We start from the raw sequence: 14,952 nt of genomic DNA, 5'->3' as shown, positions 1-14,952 counted from the left end.
GGCCTCAGTTGTCGGTTGCGGCCGGGCCGAGGTCCAGCGTGGTCAGCAACGGGTAGTGGTCCGAGGCGGTGTCCGCCGTCGCGCCCCTGATCACCCGGCACTCCCCCGCCCGCTGCGCCACCGCCCGTGTGCCGAGCAGGTAGTCCAGCCGCATCCCGGCGAACTCGGCCCCGCCGAACCGGGTCGGAACGGTGTGGCCGTCAGTCTCCGGTGCTCCGGCGTTGCACGACGGCCACAGGTCGACCAGGTCGGCGGCGAGCAGCCGGGCGATCGCGCGGGTGTCCACGGCGCCACCGCGCCGGCGCAGGTGCCGCCGCCGGTAGAGGGCGGGCATGCCGGCCAGTTGAGCGGTGTGGTCGACAGTCGGGTCGAGCGAGTTGAGGTCACCGGCGATCAGCGCCAACTGCCCGGGGGTACGCCGCAGCGCGGCGACCAGCCAGTCGACCTCCAGCCGCCGCCGTCCCCCCGAATACGGGTAGAGGTGCGTGCCGAACACGGTGAACGGGCCGGCGGAGGTGGCCACCACGACCCGGGCCGCGCCGTGGTGGAAAGGCCGGCGCAGCGTCCCCGCGTCGACGACCCGGTACGGCGACCGGACCAGCACCGCCACCGGCTGCCCGAAGCAGGACCGGGCCAGGTGGGGTGTCATCCCCACCCGGCCCGCCACGGTGGCCATCAGCCCGTCACGGTCGAAGCCGCGCAGCTCCTGGAGGGCCAGCACATCAGGTGCCTGCTCGTTGACGACCTGGACCACCTGATCCAGCCGGCCGGGGCCGCCACGATCCTGACCGCCGGTGCGGATGTTCCACGTCATCACCCGCAGCACGGCGGCGCTCAGTCGGCTCGGCCGGCCCGCGCCAGCTCGTCGTCGAGGGTGTCCACGTCCTCCGACTCGATGGCCGGCTGGTTGCCTTCCAACAGGTCGGCGTTGGGGCGGACCACGAGGTAGAGCAGCCCGATCCAGAGCGCGGAGAGCAGGATCGCGCCCATGAAGTCGGTGGGGTGGTGCATGCCCCGGTACATCCGGGACGTGGCCACCCCGACCGGCATGATCACGGCCACCGCCACGAAGATCCAACGCCACCAACGGTCGGTACGCGGGAACACGATGAGGGTGATCGCCAGCCAGACGCAGATCGTGGCCGCGATGTGCCCGGACGGGAACGAGGAGGTGGGCATCTGCCCGTCGAGGTTCTCCACGGCCGGGCGGGGCCGGTCGACCGCCCGCGCCGACGCGAGGAACAGGGTCAGCTCGCCCACCATCGCCAGCGCCACGAACAGCACCGGCCGCCAGCGCCGCCACACCGCCAGCACCAGCGGGCAGAACACCAGCGAGATCAGCAGGATCGCGTGGGTGTCACCGAACTTGCTCCACCACCAGCTCACCTCGGTCAGCACGTCGGTGTGCCGCTCGGCGAACCAGCGCGGCACGTCGGTGTCGAGGGTGTCGAAGAAGGTGCCCTTGGCGTGGTAGCTGACGTACGTGCCGAAGCCGTACAACGCCCCGAACACGAGCACCCAGCCGACCAGCAGCTCGGCCACCGCCGAGCGGGGGTGGGCCAGCACGTGCTCCTCGTCGGGGGCGGCGGCGATGTCGTGCCCCGCCTCCGGCTCCAGGCCCTCGCTCAACGGCGGCACCGGTCGCCCGCGCTCGCGCCGCCACAGCTGGAAGGCGTACGCGGTGACGCCCAGCCAGGCGGCGCCGAGCAGCCAGCCGGCCAGCACGTCGGAGATGAAGTGGACGCCCAGCGCGATCCGGGTCAGACCGATCAGCGCCACCAGCACGCCGACTCCGACGATCACCGGCTTGCGCCAGCGCGGCGCCATCGCCGGCAGGAACACCAGCAGCAGGGCCCCGTACGCGACGAACGAGCCGAGCGCGTGCCCGCTGGGGAAGCTGTTGCCCGGGGCGCTGGCGATCGGCACGTCCACGACCGGGCGGAGCCGGCCGACAAGCGTCTTCAGCGACGGGTCGAGGATCAGACCACCGACCCCGGTGATGATCAGATAGACGGCCAGTCGGGGCCGACGCCGGATCAGCAGCCCGACCACGGCGATGGTGACCAACCAGATGAGGATCGGTCGACCGCCCAGGTCGGTCACCGCCTGCAGGACGGTGACGAGTGCGTGGTGCGGGGCGACGAGCCCGTTGAACCATTCGGCGACGGCGTGGTCGGCGTCCTGCAGAGGACTCCACCGCACCCGGACGAGCATCAACAGCAGCCCGAAGGCCACCCCGGCGCCGGTGACGGCCACCAGGCCGGCGATGCTCCGTTCGGCGAAATGACCGATCGGACGCCGTGCCACCTCTTTGACCGCGGTCACCCCGCACCTCCCTTGTTGTCTGGCGAGGCGCTTTACCCGATCTGCGTCACGCGTACACGCCGGGCAGCTAGAGCTGTGTCCACTAACGTTGGCCGGGTTGTGTCAGACCCTCGTGGTTGGCTTCGGGTATGCCCAGACGTAGGGATTCGGGGGCGCCGCAGGTGGTGTGCCGCACCGCCCGGGTCGGCCTGCGTCTGACCCGGGCGCAGCGGCAACGCTGCTTCGGTCTGCTCCGCGCGGCCGGGGATCTTTGGGCGTGTGTATTGGAATACAACAGCTGGCGGCATCGTCGTCAAGATCGGCCGGTCGCGGGTTATCAGGAGTTGTGTCGACTGCTCGCCGCGTCTGGTCCGGGCACGTTCGGTGAGCTCGACTCGACCGGCGCTCGGTCGGTGTTGCGTCGCTATTCTGATGCGTGGTTCAGCGCTGCCGCCCGCCGCAGGGCGGGGCATGGTGAGGTGCGGTATCCGCGGCGGCGACGGTCGTTGATGCCGGTCCGCTGGTATCACGGCACGTTCGGTCTGAGTGAACGGCGGCTGCGGTTGCCGACCTCGGTCGGGAGCCCGCCGCTGGTGGTGCGCCTGGACCGGGCGGTTCCCTACCCCCGTGATGCGGTGCGGTCAGTGACGCTGGTGTTCGATCAGGGGCGGTTGTGGGTCGAGGTCACCGCGGAGCTTCCGGTCGCGACCTACGCTGCGGGGCAGGAGCCGCAGCGGGGGCGGGTCGCCGGGGTCGACCTGGGCATCATTCACCCGTACGCGGTGGCAGCCGGTGATGGGCAGATGTTGCTGGTGTCCGGGCGGGCGATCCGCGCCGAGCACCGTCAGCACCTGGCCGACACGAAAGGCCGCCGCCGGGCGACCGCCGCCCGTGCGCCGAAGAGGGGCCAGCGGGGTTCTCGGCGGTGGCGCAAGACCCGCCGGCGGGCTCGGCTGATGGAGGGGCGGCATCGGCGTCGGGTACGGCAGGCCGGGCACGAGGCCGCGAAGACCGTGATCGACTGGGCAGTGCAGCACCGGGTCGGGACGCTGACCGTCGGTGACCCGCGTGGTGTCCTCGATCTGCCGGCGGGTCGGCGGCACAACCTGCGGTTGCGGCAGTGGCAACTCGGCCGGGCGATCGCGGTCCTGAAGGACAAGGCGGAGCTGGCCGGGATCACCGTGTATCTGGTCGATGAGCGGGGTACGTCGTCGACCTGCCCGGTGTGCCAGCGCAGAGTGGTCAAGCCCCGCGGGCGGACCATGATGTGCAGGAGTTGCGGGTTCGTCGGGCATCGTGATGTTGCCGCGGCGTTCACCATCGCCACCCGGACCCCGGGCGGCGTCACCACCACCGCACCCGACATGGGTGCGGTCATCACGCACCGTCGAGCAGGCCGACACCTTCCCGGTGCCGGGCTGTCCCGGCGTGACCCACGCCGCCCACCAGCGGTGTCAGGGTCGGTTGGCCGGCTGAGGCCCGCCCCACTACCGGTGGGGAGTCGCTCGCTCCGACAACGTCTGGGCGAGGAACCACAACACCACCGACAACCCGGTGAACGTTAGTGGTCACAGCACTAGAGCGCGGTCATGTCCCCGGTGTCGACCAGCTCGGCCCGGTCCGCCTCGGGCTCCCACAGGTCCGGTTGGGCGGGCTCCCGCACACCGATGCGCAGCGCCTCCAACTGGGCGGCGAAGGCCAGCCCTCCGAAGAGGGCCATCCCGGTCAGGTTGGCCCAGAGCAGCAACGCCATCATGCCGGTCAACGCACCGTAGGTCTGCCCGAAATCGTCACTGAACCGCACGTACGCGGCGAGCAGCAGGCTGGCCAACCACCACAGGGCCGTCGCGATGCCGGCGCCGAAGAACAGCCAGGAGAGGCCGGGCTGGTTGCGGCGTGGCGCCTGCCGGAACAGCACGGCAACGGCGAGGACGGTCAACGCGAGGCTCAGCGGGAAGCGGATCACGTTCCAGATGCCGGTGGCGACCTCACCCCACTCGTAGTGCTCACGTACCGAGTCGCCAATCGCGCCGCCGCCGACCAGGATCAGGAAGCCGGCGAGCGCGGGCAGACCGGCGGTGACGGCCAGCACGGCGGCGCGGAGGTATTTCCGCAGTGCCGGGCGGTCCCGTTCGACCCCGTAGATGCGGTTGGCGCCCCGCTCGATCTGGGCCATCGTGGTGGTCAGCGCGAACAGGCCGGTGAGCAGGCCGAGGGTGAGTGCCAGCTCCCCGGCGTCCTCCACCCTTTCGCCCTCGCCGAGCAGCTCGCCGACCATCTGCGCGCTCTGGCCGGGGGTGACCGCCAGGACGGTGTCGGCGACAACCTGGCCGCCCTCCTGGACACCCAGCTCGCTGATCAGGCCGGTGAGGGCGATCAGGAAGGGCACCACGGCGAGGCACAGCTGCAGCGCGAAGGCCCGGGAGTGGCTGAACCCGTCGCCGTAGCGGAAGCGGATGAAGGCGTCGCGCAGCAGGTGCCAGCCGCCCTCGCGGCGCAGTGTGTGCCAGGCGTCGTCGGCGGACAGTTCCTCGTCGGCCATCAGCCGGGTCTCCGGCACGATCCGGGTGCTACTCACGGCGCGCTTCCTCGATCAGCTGCTCGCCCCGCTCTCCGGCGCCCTGCGCGTCGACGGCCAGGTCGGGGGCGTCCTCGGGTTGCGGGACGCAGAGCCAGAGCGCCTGGGGGCGAACCTCGGCGTGCAGCTGCCGGCCGGGCGTGATGAGGTCGCCGTCCAGCTCCCGGGGCTGGGCACGGTTGCTGGTGACCACGACGCGCCGACCCCGGAACACCTCCATCCGCGGCACCTGGCCGCTGCGGCGGATCACCGCCCAGCCGAGCGCGAGCCAGTGCCGCAGGCTGCGCGGGGTGAGCACTGCGACGTCCAGCCAGCCGTCGTCCGGCTCGGCCTCGGTGAGCAGGCGAACACCGCCCTGGAGTCGGCCCACGTTGGCGATCAGGACCGAGCGGGCCCGGCGGCGCAGCGGAGGGCGGTCATCGATGCGGATCTGCACCCGCATCGGCCGGTCCCGCAGGTGCCGGGCGGCACCCACCACGTACGCGGGCCAGCCGATGCGGGCCTTGGTGGTCTCGTTGGTGGCCTCGAGCATCTGGGCGTCGAAGCCCATGCCGGCCATCACCGTGAAGTACTTGTCCTCGACCGCGCCGACGTCGAGCAGCCGTCGGCCCCGCTCGACGGCGACCTGCAACCCGGCGGCCAGGTCGGTGGAGAGGCCAAGGTTGGCGGCGAGCAGGTTGCCGGTGCCCTGCGGCAGCACGGCGAGGGCCACGTCGGTGCCGACCAGACCGCTGACGCAGGACATCACGGTGCCGTCGCCGCCGCAGGCGAAGACCAGGTCGACACCGTCCTTGACGGCCTGCTCGGTCTGACCGCGGCCCGGGTCGTCGACTGTCGTCTCGAACCACTGCGGCGCGGGCCAGCCGGCCGCCGCCAGAGCGTCGTCGACGGTGCGGCGCAACTCGTCGAGATCGTCGACCTTCACGGGGTTGACCACCACGGCGGAGCGCAGCCCGCCGTCGCCGCCCGAGGGCCGCCTGTCCTGTCCAGGATCCACGGCGTCAGTGTGCAGCACCCGGACGGCTTCAGCGACCCGGTGACCGGCCCGCGTCGGAAGTGCCACAGACAGGTTTCAACGCGACCGCCCCAGTCAGGCGGCCGCCCGGAGCGCGGCCTCCACCCGGCGGCGCAGATCGTCGAGGTCAACTCCGGCTTCGGTGAGCACCAGAGCGCCCAGCCCGTGGCCCTCCCGGAGCACCCCGAGCAGGATGTGCTCGGTGCCGATGTGGCGGTGGCGCAGCCGCAGGGCTTCCCGCAGTGACAGCTCCAGCACCTTCTTCGACCGGGGTGAGAACGGGCCGCCGAGGAACCGCTTGCGCCCCCAGCGACGACGCGGCGCCGGCACGGCCTCGCGCAGCGCGTCCGGGCCGAAGGACTGCTCGATGCGGGCCACGATCGCGGCCAGGTCGATGCCGATCTCCCGCAGGGCCGCCGCGTCCGCGTCGCCGAGGCCCGCGCCGCCGGTGGCGGTGTGCCGGCGGACGCGCTCGCGCAGGTCGTCGGCGCGCACGCCCGCGTCGGCGAGCACCCGGCTGGCCAGGCTCGCGTCGTCGGCGAGCAGGGCGAGCAGCAGGTGCTCGGTGCCGACCGGCCGTTGGCCCTCGACCCGTGCCTCCTCCAGCGCCCGGCGCACCACGTCGCGCGCCCGGTCGGTGAACCGTTCGAACATCACGCCTCCCAGGATGGGTTGACCGCCGGTCGCCCGGCGTGCTTCTTGTGCACCGCCTGCCGGCTGACCTCGAGCGCGTCGGCGATCTCCTGCCAGGACCAGCCCTGTCGACGGGCGTTGTCCACCTGAACCACCTCAAGCCGCTCGAGCAGCCGGCGCAGCGCGCGGACGGCGCGCAGCCCGACCCGGGGGTCGGTGCTGCCGGCTGCCGCCGCGAGTTCTGTCGCCTGACTCATGCCGTCAACATACGTTGACAGCGCCACTATTGTCAACCCTGGTTGACGGACGACGGTGACGTAACGAGAACCGCCCCGCCGCCGAACCCATCCGACTAGCCTCGGTCAGGACAGGCTGGTCGTGCCGGGCGCGACGCCCGGGAGGTGATATCGGATGGCCGCACCCGCCGACGCACCGGTGCTGGTCGGCCTCGGGTCGGACCTCGACCTTCCGGTCGTCGCACAGGCCGCGCAGGAGGCCGCCGGGCACGGCCGGCCACTGCACCTGCTGCACACCTTCGACTGGCAGGCTGCCTTCGCGGCCGACACCGTCGCCGCGCCCCGCGATCGGGCCGAGCAACTGATCACACAGGCGGCCCAACTCGCCCACCAGACCGAGCCGGGGCTGACCGTTGGCGGTGAGATCGTCGAGAGCGCCCTGCTGCCCACCCTCATCCGGCGGTCCGAGACGGCATTCCTGCTCGCGGTCGGTGACAGTGGCATGGCCGGCAGCGGCCAGTGCATCCCGGCCGAGACGTCTGCCGTGCAGTTGGCCGCGCGGGCCGGCTGCCCGCTGATGGTCGTCCGCCGCGAACCGCCCCCGCAGGGGCCGGTGCTGGTCGGCGTGGACGGCTCACCCAGCTCACATCTGGCCCTGCACTGGGCCGTGGAGTGCGCGGCCCGCAGGGACGCCCGACTACTGGCCCTGCGGGTGGTGGAGTACGACGAGGACACCGACGCGGTCGCCGAGCAGCTCGGCGAGGCGCTCGCCCGGCACACCGATCGCCACAGCTCGGTACCCACCGAGTGCCGCGTCATCCGGGGCGATCCCGCCGAGGTGCTGATCGACATGTCCCGCACGGCACAGGTGGCGGTGGTCGCCGCCCGTGGCGACGAACCGGGCCGCGCCATGCTGGGGGCCGTGGCCCAGTCCCTGCTCTACCACTCCCCCGCCCCGGTGGTCGTCGTCCGCGGCCTGGCCGAGAAGCCACTCACCGGGCACACTGCCCGCCCGGCCCGGGACCAACGGCCCTGACCACCGGCGACCGCAGCGACGAGACTGAACGCCGGACGCCCACCCGACCCGCGAGAGGCTTACGCAGCATGGACTCCGCTGTTGACCTGCACAGCCCTCTGACCGAAGACGAGCTGCGCCGACTGGACGCCTACTGGCGCGCCGCGAACTACCTCACCGTCGGGCAGATCTACCTGCTGGACAACCCGCTGCTGCGCGAGCCGTTGACAGTCGACGACATCAAGCCGCGACTGCTCGGCCACTGGGGCACCAGCCCCGGGCTCAACCTGATCTACGCCCACCTCAACCGGGTGATCGTTGCCCGCGACCTGAACGCCATGCTGGTCACCGGCCCCGGGCACGGCGGCCCGGCCATCGTGGCCAACACCTGGCTGGAGGGCACCTGGTCGGAGCGCTACCACGACGTGGCGCGCGACGAGGCCGGGATGTCCAAGCTGTTCCGCCAGTTCTCCTTCCCGGGCGGCATCCCCAGCCACGTGGCGGCGGACGTGCCGGGCTCGATCCACGAGGGCGGTGAGCTGGGGTACGCGCTGAGCCACGCCTACGGCGCCGCGTTCGACCACCCGGACCTCGTGGTGGCCTGCGTGATCGGCGACGGTGAGGCGGAGACCGGGCCACTGGCCGGCAGCTGGCTCTCCAACGTGTTCCTCAACCCGGCCCGGGATGGGGCGGTGCTGCCCATCCTGCACCTCAACGGCTACAAGATCGCCAACCCGACCGTCCTGTCCCGGATCCCCGAGGCCGACCTGCTCGACCTCATGCGTGGCTCGGGCTACCAGCCGTACGTGGTGGCCGGCGACGACCCGGCGCAGGTGCATGGCACGCTCGCCGCGACGATGGACCGGGCACTGGACGAGATCGCCGAGATCCAGCGGCGGGCCCGCTCCGGTGGTGTCGTCGAACGCCCCCGCTGGCCGATGATCATCCTGCGGACGCCGAAGGGCTGGACCGGTCCCGCCGAGGTCGACGGCACCCAGGTGGAGGGCACCTACCGCGCCCACCAGGTGCCGCTGTCGGGCGTACGCGACAACCCGGCGCACCTGGCCGAGCTGGAGCAGTGGCTGCGCAGCTACCGGCCGGAGGAGCTGTTCGACGCCACCGGCGCGCCGGTCGACGAACTGCGGACGCTGCCGCCGCGCGGTGACCGGCGGATGAGCGCCAACCCGGTCACCAACGGCGGCCTGGTGCTGCGTGACCTGGCCCTGCCCGACTTCCGCGACTACGGCGTGGAGGTCCCCGAGCCGGGCACGCCGATGGCCGGCGCGACCGGAGTTCTGGGTCCGTGGATCCGGGACGTGATCAGCGCCAACCCGCAGACGTTCCGACTGTTCGGCCCGGACGAGGTCGCCTCCAACCGACTGGGCGCTGCCTTCGAGGTGACCGACCGGGCGTGGGTAGCCGCCACCGTGCCCGGCGACGACCACCTCTCGCCCGACGGCCGGGTCATGGAGGTGCTCTCCGAGCACCTGTGCCAGGGCTGGTTGGAGGGTTATCTTCTGACCGGCCGGCACGGCGTGTTCACCAGCTACGAGGCGTTCATCCACATCGTCGACTCGATGCTCAACCAGCACGCCAAGTGGCTGAAGGTGACCCGGGCCATCCCCTGGCGGCAGCCGCTCGCCTCGCTGAACTACCTGCTGTCCAGCCACGTCTGGCGGCAGGACCACAACGGCTTCTCGCACCAGGACCCGGGCTTCATCGACCACGTGGTCAACAAGAAGGCCGAGGTGGTGCGGGTCTACCTGCCGCCGGACGCCAACACCCTGCTGGCCACGATGGACCACTGCCTACGCAGCCGGCACTACATCAACGTGGTGGTGGCCGGCAAGCAGCCGTCGCCGAACTGGCTGACGATGACTGAGGCGATCCAGCACACCCGCCGCGGCCTGGGCATCTGGGACTGGGCCAGCAACGACTACGGCAGCGAGCCGGACGTGGTGCTCGCCTGCTGCGGGGACGTGCCCACCCTGGAGACGCTGGCCGCCGCCGAACTGCTGCGCCAGCACCTGCCGGAGCTGAAGGTGCGACTGGTCAACGTGGTCGACCTGATGCGACTCCAGCCGGACACCGAGCACCCGCACGGCCTGACCGACAACGAGTTCGACACCATCTTCACCGAGGACCGGCCGATCATCTTCGCGTACCACGGTTACCCGTGGCTGATCCACCGACTCACCTACCGCCGGACCAACCACGAGAACCTGCACGTACGCGGCTACAAGGAGGAGGGCACCACCACCACCCCGTTCGACATGGTGATGCTCAACGACCTGGACCGCTTCCACCTGGTCATCGACGTGATCGACCGGGTGCCCGGGCTGGCCGCCCGGGCCGCGCACCTGCGCCAACAGATGGTCGACGCCCGACAGGCTGCCCGCGACTACACCCGCCAGTACGGCGAGGACGACCCGCAGGTCGCCGAGTGGCGCTGGGTCCGCGAAACCGACCCGACCAACCCCTGAAGGAGGACGACGTGCGCGACGCGGAGATCCTGGTCGGCTACGACGGCTCCACCGACGCCTTGGTGGCTCTCGACTGGGCGCTGGAGGAGGCGCGGCACAGCGGCCAACCGGTGCGGCTGGCGTACGTCTTCGAGTGGTTGACCGTGGCCAGCTGGGTCGGCCCCGGCGTGGCGCCCGGGGTCTGGCCGGACGACACCGCCCGCCGGCAGGTCGACGAGCTGGTCCGCAAGGCGGCGGCCGACGCCACCGCCGCGAACCCCGGCCTGCGGATCACCGGCGAGGTGTACGACGGGCCGCCCGCCCTGGTGTTGCAGGAACGCTCAGCCGAGGCGGGCATGCTGGTGCTCGGCAGCCGAGGTCACGGTGGCTTCGGTGGTCTGCTGGCCGGGTCGACGGCGATATCGGTCGCCGCGCACGCGCACTGCCCGGTCGTCGTGGTCCGGGACGGGGTCGGCAGCGCCCCGGCCGACGCGTCGACCGGCCGGGTGGCCGTCGGTGTGGACGGCTCGGAACCGTCGCTGGTGGCGCTCGGCTTCGCGGCCGAACGGGCGGCGCAGCGCCAGGTGCCGCTGCGCGTCCTGCACGCCTGGACACCGGGCCCAGGCGCGGCGGCCGGCGTGCCGGACGAGCGGGCCGCTGTGGAGCAGTCGCTGGAGCCGTGGCGGCGGACGTTCCCGGATCTGGCCGTGACTGTCGATCTGGTCCCGACCAGCCCGGCGGCGATGCTGATCGAGGCGAGTCGCGACGCGCGGCTGGTGGTGGTCGGCAGCCGGGGCCGGGGTGGCCTGGCCGGGATGCTGCTCGGCTCGGTCAGCCAACAACTCATCCAGCACGCCAACTGCCCGGTGGCGGTGGTCCGGGAACGCTGACCTCCGCCGGGCTGGAGCGCGGTGTCGAGGGTTTCGGACCGACCTCGGCGGGCGGACCGGCCCGCCGAGGTCGGGACCTGTGGCCCTGCGGTGACGCCACCGGTGTGCACATGATGGTGCGGCAACCCCCGCACCACAGCCGCGCGTGAGGCACGATGAGCAGAGACGGAAAGGTCGTGACCATGAGTCAGGAGAGCCAGCTGACCACCGCGCTGGCGGAGGCCGCCGCCACCGCCGGCCACGCCCCCTCGGTGCACAACACCCAGCCGTGGCGTTGGCGGGTGCTGCCCGACGCGCTGGAGCTGCGCTCGGTCGCCGACCGGCAGCTCGCCGCCACCGACCCGGAGGGTCGGCTGCTCGCGATCAGCTGTGGCACCGCCCTGCACCACGCACGGCTCGCGCTGGCGGCCGAGGGGTGGCGCGCCGTGGTGGAGCGGCTGCCCGACCCGGGCGACAGCGAGCTGCTGGCCCGACTGACCGACCTGAGCCAGACAAAGGCAGACCCGGACGCCATGCACATGGTGCAGTGCATGCAGGTCCGGCACACCGACCGGCGGCCGGTGAGCGACGAGCCGGTGCCGTCCACGGCGATCGAGCAGATCGTCCGGGCGGTCAACGCGGAGGGCTGCCGGTTGCAGATCCTCGACCGCGACCAGGTGCTGGAGCTGGCCGCGACGGCCAGTCACGCCGACACGATCGAGGCCGAGGACCCGGAGCTGCGCGCAGAGCTGCGTTACTGGACCAGCCGCGCCGGCGAGGGCACCGGCCTGCCGGCGGAGGTGCTGCCCGAGCAGCCGCCGCAGACCACAGTGCCGGGTCGCGACTTCGGCCGCCCCGGCAGCCTGCCCGTGAGTCCCGGCCACGACCGCATGGCGGTGTACGCGATCCTGCACGGCGACGAGGACGAGCGGGACAGCTGGTTGCGTGCCGGGGAGGCGCTGTCCGCCGGTTGGCTGACCGCCACTCGGCTCGGCGTGTCGGTGGTGCCGCTCAGCGCCGCGGTGGAGGTGCCGGGCACCCGGCAGACCCTGCGGCAGATGCTCTCCGTGATCGGCTTCCCGTACATCGTGCTGCGGTTGGGCATCGCGGACCCGGCACAGTCGGGCCCACCGCACACGCCGCGACTGACCGCCGCGCAGGTGGTCGACACCTCCGCGGTGCGCGGCGGGCAGGGCTGACGGGACGGTCAGCCGGCGAGCACCGCGGCCTCCCGGGCCGGGTCCAGCCCGATCGAGCTGTGCAGCGGTCGCCCGGCGCGGGAGGGCACGGTGCCGATCTCGCGTAGCCACCGCCAGGTGTCGTCGACAGTCTCGGTCACCGGCCGGCAGGTCAACCCGGCGGCGAGAGCGCGGGTCACGTCCCGCTCCAGCAGCCCACGGTAGGGGTGACCGTTCGGCAGCCAGATCGGCAGATCGCTCCACGCCTGCACACCGGCGGCGAGGATCGTCGCCGGATCGGTCCAGCGCAACCGGGCGTCGGCACGGGTGGCAGCCACACACGCGTCGAGCAGCTCACCCATCGTGGTCTGCCCGGGACGACCGGTCGCGTTGAACGTGCCGCCCAATCGCCGGGCGCCCGCGTCCAGCATCCACCCCGCCAGATCGCGAACGTCGACGTACTGCACCGGCAGGTCGACAGGCCCGGGCGCGAGCACGTCGCCGCCGCGCTCGACGCGACGCAACCACCAGGGCAACCGGCCAATGTCCTCCCCCGGGCCCAGGATCAACCCGGCCCGGGCGACCAGCGCGCGGTCGCCGAAGACCTCCCGCACCGCACGCTCGGCACCGGCCTTGAGCTGCGGGTAGTCGCCGTCGACGGCGCCCGGGTCGGCGTCCACCACCGGGGAGTCCTCGCTCAACCCGCGCGCGGCTGGGTCGGTGTAGACCGACCCGCTGGACACGTACACGAAGTGGCCGACCGCGTCGACCAGGACGCGGGCGGCGTCGCGGGCAGCGCGCGGCGCGCCGTCCCAGGTGTCCACCACCAGGTCCCACTCGCCGCCCGCCAGCGCCGCCAGACCGTCCGGCGAGGTGCGGTCACCCCGCAACCGGTGTACGCCCGGGGGCACCGAGCCGTGCAGACCTCTGTTGAACACGGTCACCGACCAACCCCGCCGCACGGCCTCGGTGACCGTCGCCCCGCCCACGAAACCCGTACCACCCAGCACCAGCAGTCTCATGCGCCCACAGTGCCGGCGCGGCCCGGCGGGCGGCACCCCGTTTCACCGGTAGCGGATCTGCCCGTGGCAGAACCACCGGGGCACGGTGCGGTCCGAAGGAGACTGCCAGGGGGTGGTGAACGGAAACGGCTCGTCACCGGGTCTTCCGGTAACGAGCCGTCGCATCTCTGGTGGGCGATACTGGGTTTGAACCAGTGACCTCTTCCGTGTCAAGGAAGCGCGCTCCCACTGCGCCAATCGCCCGTGGTGGCCCCGTGGGGCACATCGCGAGCGGACGACGGGATTCGAACCCGCGACCCTCACCTTGGCAAGGTGATGCGCTACCAGCTGCGCTACGTCCGCACGTCCCCGACAACCGCCGGCGACAGGTGAACTCTACCTGACGCCAAGATCGCTTGGCGCGGCACCCTGGGCGGTTGCGGTTGCACTGGTCGGCAGCGGGGTATTGAGGAATCTCGACAGCACACCACACCCCCTTAAGGAGGCTGTCGTGGGTATCGGCACCAGCATCTTCCTCATCGCGCTCGGCGCGATTCTCACCTTCGCGCTGGATGCGAGCGTCGGCGGCATCGACCTGGACGTGGTCGGCTGGATCCTGATGGGAGCCGGCGTGCTCGGCCTGATCATGACCACGCTGATCTTCAGTCGCCGCCGCCAGGTCGTCACCACCGCCGAGCAGCCGGTGGAATACCGCCAGGTCGAGGAGCGGCGGGACATCGCGCCTCCGCTGTGAGGGCTCAACGTCACGGGCCGGCCGCCTCGATCGAGGTGGTCGGCCCGTGCGCGCGACACCCCACTCAGTCCAGGCAGGTGAGCGCGACCTCGGCGTAGCGCGTCAGCGCCGCCCGGTCCGGGTTGATGGCGCCCATCACCCGAAGACCCTGGAGGCTGGTCACCAGGAAGCCGGCCAGATCGGTGGCGCTGCGAGCGGACGTGATCTGGCCCCGCAGCTGCGCCTCGGCCAGCAGGTCGTAGAGCGCCGACTCCAGGGACTGCGTCGTCGACCGGAGCCGGTCGGCGACCCGCTGGTCCTGGTGTGCGCGCTCCATCGACGCGCCGACGATGAGACAGGAGAGGTGCTGGCCGTCGCCGGTGATGTCGTCCACCGTGCCGACGAACACCTCACGGATGACCGCTCGCGCGTCGTTGCCCGAGCGCAGCAGATCGACCATCGGGGTGGCGTAGCGCTGCCGGTACAGGTCGAGCACCGCCAGGTAGAGGCCGTCCTTGCTGCCGAACGCGGCGTAGATCGAGCCGCTGCCCAGGCCGGTGGCCTCGGCGAGGTCGCGCATGGAGGTGCCCTCGTAGCCCTTGGTCCGGAACACCTCCATCGCCGCGCTGACCGCGGCGTCGAGGTCGAACTCACGGGTGCGTGCCATGCCTGAACGCTACCCGCTATCTGGAACGTTCGACAAAGTACCGCCGGTCACAGGGTGCCGACGGCCTGGTCGCCCTCGGCGCCGAAACGACCGCCCTGGCCTCGTTCGTGCCGGCCTGTGCCCGGGTGTCCGGAACCCCGGCGGAGGGCGTGGTCGCGGCGATCGAACGGGAGATTCTGAGCCAGCCTGATCCGCTCGCTTCGCGCAGAACCCGGTGTGCGGGCGAAGCGGAGGACGCGTAGTCAGCGAACCCGAACGGGT

14 protein-coding genes and 2 tRNA genes are annotated in these 14,952 nt (G+C 71.9%); 6 read left to right on the top strand and 10 right to left on the bottom strand.

Going from position 1 to position 14,952, the window contains the following annotated elements; all coding sequences use genetic code 11:
• Nucleotides 1-4 precede the first annotated feature (4 nt).
• Both CLT68_RS14885 and CLT68_RS14880 read right to left on the bottom strand, forming a co-directional pair.
• Nucleotides 5-826 (bottom strand): endonuclease/exonuclease/phosphatase family protein, encoded by an 822-nt coding sequence (locus CLT68_RS14885; protein WP_099851573.1) that lies wholly within the window; start codon nt 824-826, stop codon nt 5-7.
• Between the two features lie 8 nt (nt 827-834).
• On the bottom strand, nt 835-2,325 hold the full coding sequence (locus CLT68_RS14880; protein WP_099851572.1) for a phosphatase PAP2 family protein: 1,491 nt from the start codon (nt 2,323-2,325) through the stop codon (nt 835-837).
• Nucleotides 2,326-2,453: 128 nt separating this feature from the next.
• On the opposite strand from CLT68_RS14880, the gene CLT68_RS14875 reads away from it, so the two are divergent.
• Nucleotides 2,454-3,869 (top strand): RNA-guided endonuclease InsQ/TnpB family protein, encoded by a 1,416-nt coding sequence (locus CLT68_RS14875; protein ID WP_099851570.1) that lies wholly within the window; start codon nt 2,454-2,456, stop codon nt 3,867-3,869.
• Nucleotides 3,870-3,880: 11 nt separating this feature from the next.
• Here CLT68_RS14875 and CLT68_RS14870 read toward each other — a convergent pair whose 3' ends face one another.
• The 4 genes from CLT68_RS14870 to CLT68_RS14855 form a co-directional block, all read right to left on the bottom strand.
• Nucleotides 3,881-4,882 carry a YihY/virulence factor BrkB family protein gene (locus CLT68_RS14870; RefSeq protein ID WP_099851568.1) on the bottom strand — a complete coding sequence of 334 codons (1,002 nt, stop codon included), beginning with the start codon at nt 4,880-4,882 and terminating at the stop codon, nt 3,881-3,883.
• Entirely contained in the window at nt 4,875-5,879 is a 1,005-nt protein-coding gene (locus CLT68_RS14865) for a diacylglycerol kinase family protein (protein ID WP_099857168.1), read from the bottom strand. The genes CLT68_RS14870 and CLT68_RS14865 overlap by 8 nt, the downstream gene beginning before the upstream one ends.
• A gap of 93 nt (nt 5,880-5,972) precedes the next feature.
• Nucleotides 5,973-6,551, bottom strand: a complete 579-nt coding sequence (locus tag CLT68_RS14860; protein WP_099851567.1) for a Clp protease N-terminal domain-containing protein — start codon at nt 6,549-6,551, stop codon at nt 5,973-5,975.
• Nucleotides 6,551-6,787, bottom strand: coding sequence for an HTH domain-containing protein (locus tag CLT68_RS14855; protein ID WP_088946910.1), 237 nt, complete (start codon nt 6,785-6,787; stop codon nt 6,551-6,553). Before CLT68_RS14855 ends, CLT68_RS14860 begins: the two co-directional genes overlap by 1 nt.
• A gap of 154 nt (nt 6,788-6,941) precedes the next feature.
• Here CLT68_RS14855 and CLT68_RS14850 point away from each other — a divergent pair, with 154 nt between their 5' ends.
• From CLT68_RS14850 to CLT68_RS14835, 4 genes are all read left to right on the top strand, one after another.
• The gene (locus CLT68_RS14850; protein ID WP_099851565.1) at nt 6,942-7,802 is read left to right on the top strand and encodes a universal stress protein; all 861 of its coding nucleotides are present in this window, start codon (nt 6,942-6,944) and stop codon (nt 7,800-7,802) included.
• A 68-nt stretch (nt 7,803-7,870) separates the two neighbouring features.
• Nucleotides 7,871-10,264, top strand: a complete 2,394-nt coding sequence (locus tag CLT68_RS14845) for a phosphoketolase family protein (RefSeq protein WP_099851563.1) — start codon at nt 7,871-7,873, stop codon at nt 10,262-10,264.
• A gap of 11 nt (nt 10,265-10,275) precedes the next feature.
• Complete coding sequence (locus CLT68_RS14840; protein WP_099857166.1) at nt 10,276-11,133, top strand: universal stress protein; 858 nt, start codon at nt 10,276-10,278, stop codon at nt 11,131-11,133.
• Nucleotides 11,134-11,315: 182 nt separating this feature from the next.
• Entirely contained in the window at nt 11,316-12,311 is a 996-nt protein-coding gene (locus CLT68_RS14835; protein WP_099851562.1) for an Acg family FMN-binding oxidoreductase, read from the top strand.
• 8 nt (nt 12,312-12,319) lie between these two features.
• Here CLT68_RS14835 and CLT68_RS14830 read toward each other — a convergent pair whose 3' ends face one another.
• From CLT68_RS14830 to CLT68_RS14820, 3 genes are all read right to left on the bottom strand, one after another.
• A complete protein-coding gene (locus CLT68_RS14830) occupies nt 12,320-13,312 on the bottom strand; it encodes an NAD-dependent epimerase/dehydratase family protein (RefSeq protein ID WP_099851560.1) in 993 nt (330 codons plus the stop codon).
• 168 nt (nt 13,313-13,480) lie between these two features.
• Nucleotides 13,481-13,555: transfer RNA gene (locus CLT68_RS14825), tRNA-Val, on the bottom strand.
• A 26-nt stretch (nt 13,556-13,581) separates the two neighbouring features.
• Nucleotides 13,582-13,654, bottom strand: a tRNA-Gly gene (locus tag CLT68_RS14820).
• 148 nt (nt 13,655-13,802) lie between these two features.
• On the opposite strand from CLT68_RS14820, the gene CLT68_RS14815 reads away from it, so the two are divergent.
• Entirely contained in the window at nt 13,803-14,045 is a 243-nt protein-coding gene (locus tag CLT68_RS14815) for a DUF6458 family protein (RefSeq protein WP_099851559.1), read from the top strand.
• Nucleotides 14,046-14,109: 64 nt separating this feature from the next.
• Here the strand turns inward: CLT68_RS14815 and CLT68_RS14810 are convergent, their stop codons facing one another.
• On the bottom strand, nt 14,110-14,691 hold the full coding sequence (locus CLT68_RS14810) for a TetR/AcrR family transcriptional regulator (protein WP_099851557.1): 582 nt from the start codon (nt 14,689-14,691) through the stop codon (nt 14,110-14,112).
• Nucleotides 14,692-14,952: the final 261 nt, after the last annotated feature.

The organism is Micromonospora sp. CNZ299 (genome assembly GCF_002754415.1).
Note: the sequence above shows the minus strand (reverse complement) of the source record. Positions and strands in the feature narration are given on the sequence as shown.

Excerpts from the sequence above, each read along its gene's own strand:
- CLT68_RS14875 (WP_099851570.1), top strand. The coding sequence starts at position 2,454 with ATGCCCAGACGTAGGGATTCGGGGGCGCCGCAGGTGGTGTGCCGCACC.
- CLT68_RS14860 (WP_099851567.1), bottom strand. The coding sequence starts at position 6,551 with ATGTTCGAACGGTTCACCGACCGGGCGCGCGACGTGGTGCGCCGGGCG.
- CLT68_RS14855 (WP_088946910.1), bottom strand. The coding sequence starts at position 6,787 with ATGAGTCAGGCGACAGAACTCGCGGCGGCAGCCGGCAGCACCGACCCC.
- CLT68_RS14850 (WP_099851565.1), top strand. The coding sequence starts at position 6,942 with ATGGCCGCACCCGCCGACGCACCGGTGCTGGTCGGCCTCGGGTCGGAC.
- CLT68_RS14845 (WP_099851563.1), top strand. The coding sequence starts at position 7,871 with ATGGACTCCGCTGTTGACCTGCACAGCCCTCTGACCGAAGACGAGCTG.
- CLT68_RS14835 (WP_099851562.1), top strand. The coding sequence starts at position 11,316 with ATGAGTCAGGAGAGCCAGCTGACCACCGCGCTGGCGGAGGCCGCCGCC.
- CLT68_RS14830 (WP_099851560.1), bottom strand. The coding sequence starts at position 13,312 with ATGAGACTGCTGGTGCTGGGTGGTACGGGTTTCGTGGGCGGGGCGACG.
- CLT68_RS14810 (WP_099851557.1), bottom strand. The coding sequence starts at position 14,691 with ATGGCACGCACCCGTGAGTTCGACCTCGACGCCGCGGTCAGCGCGGCG.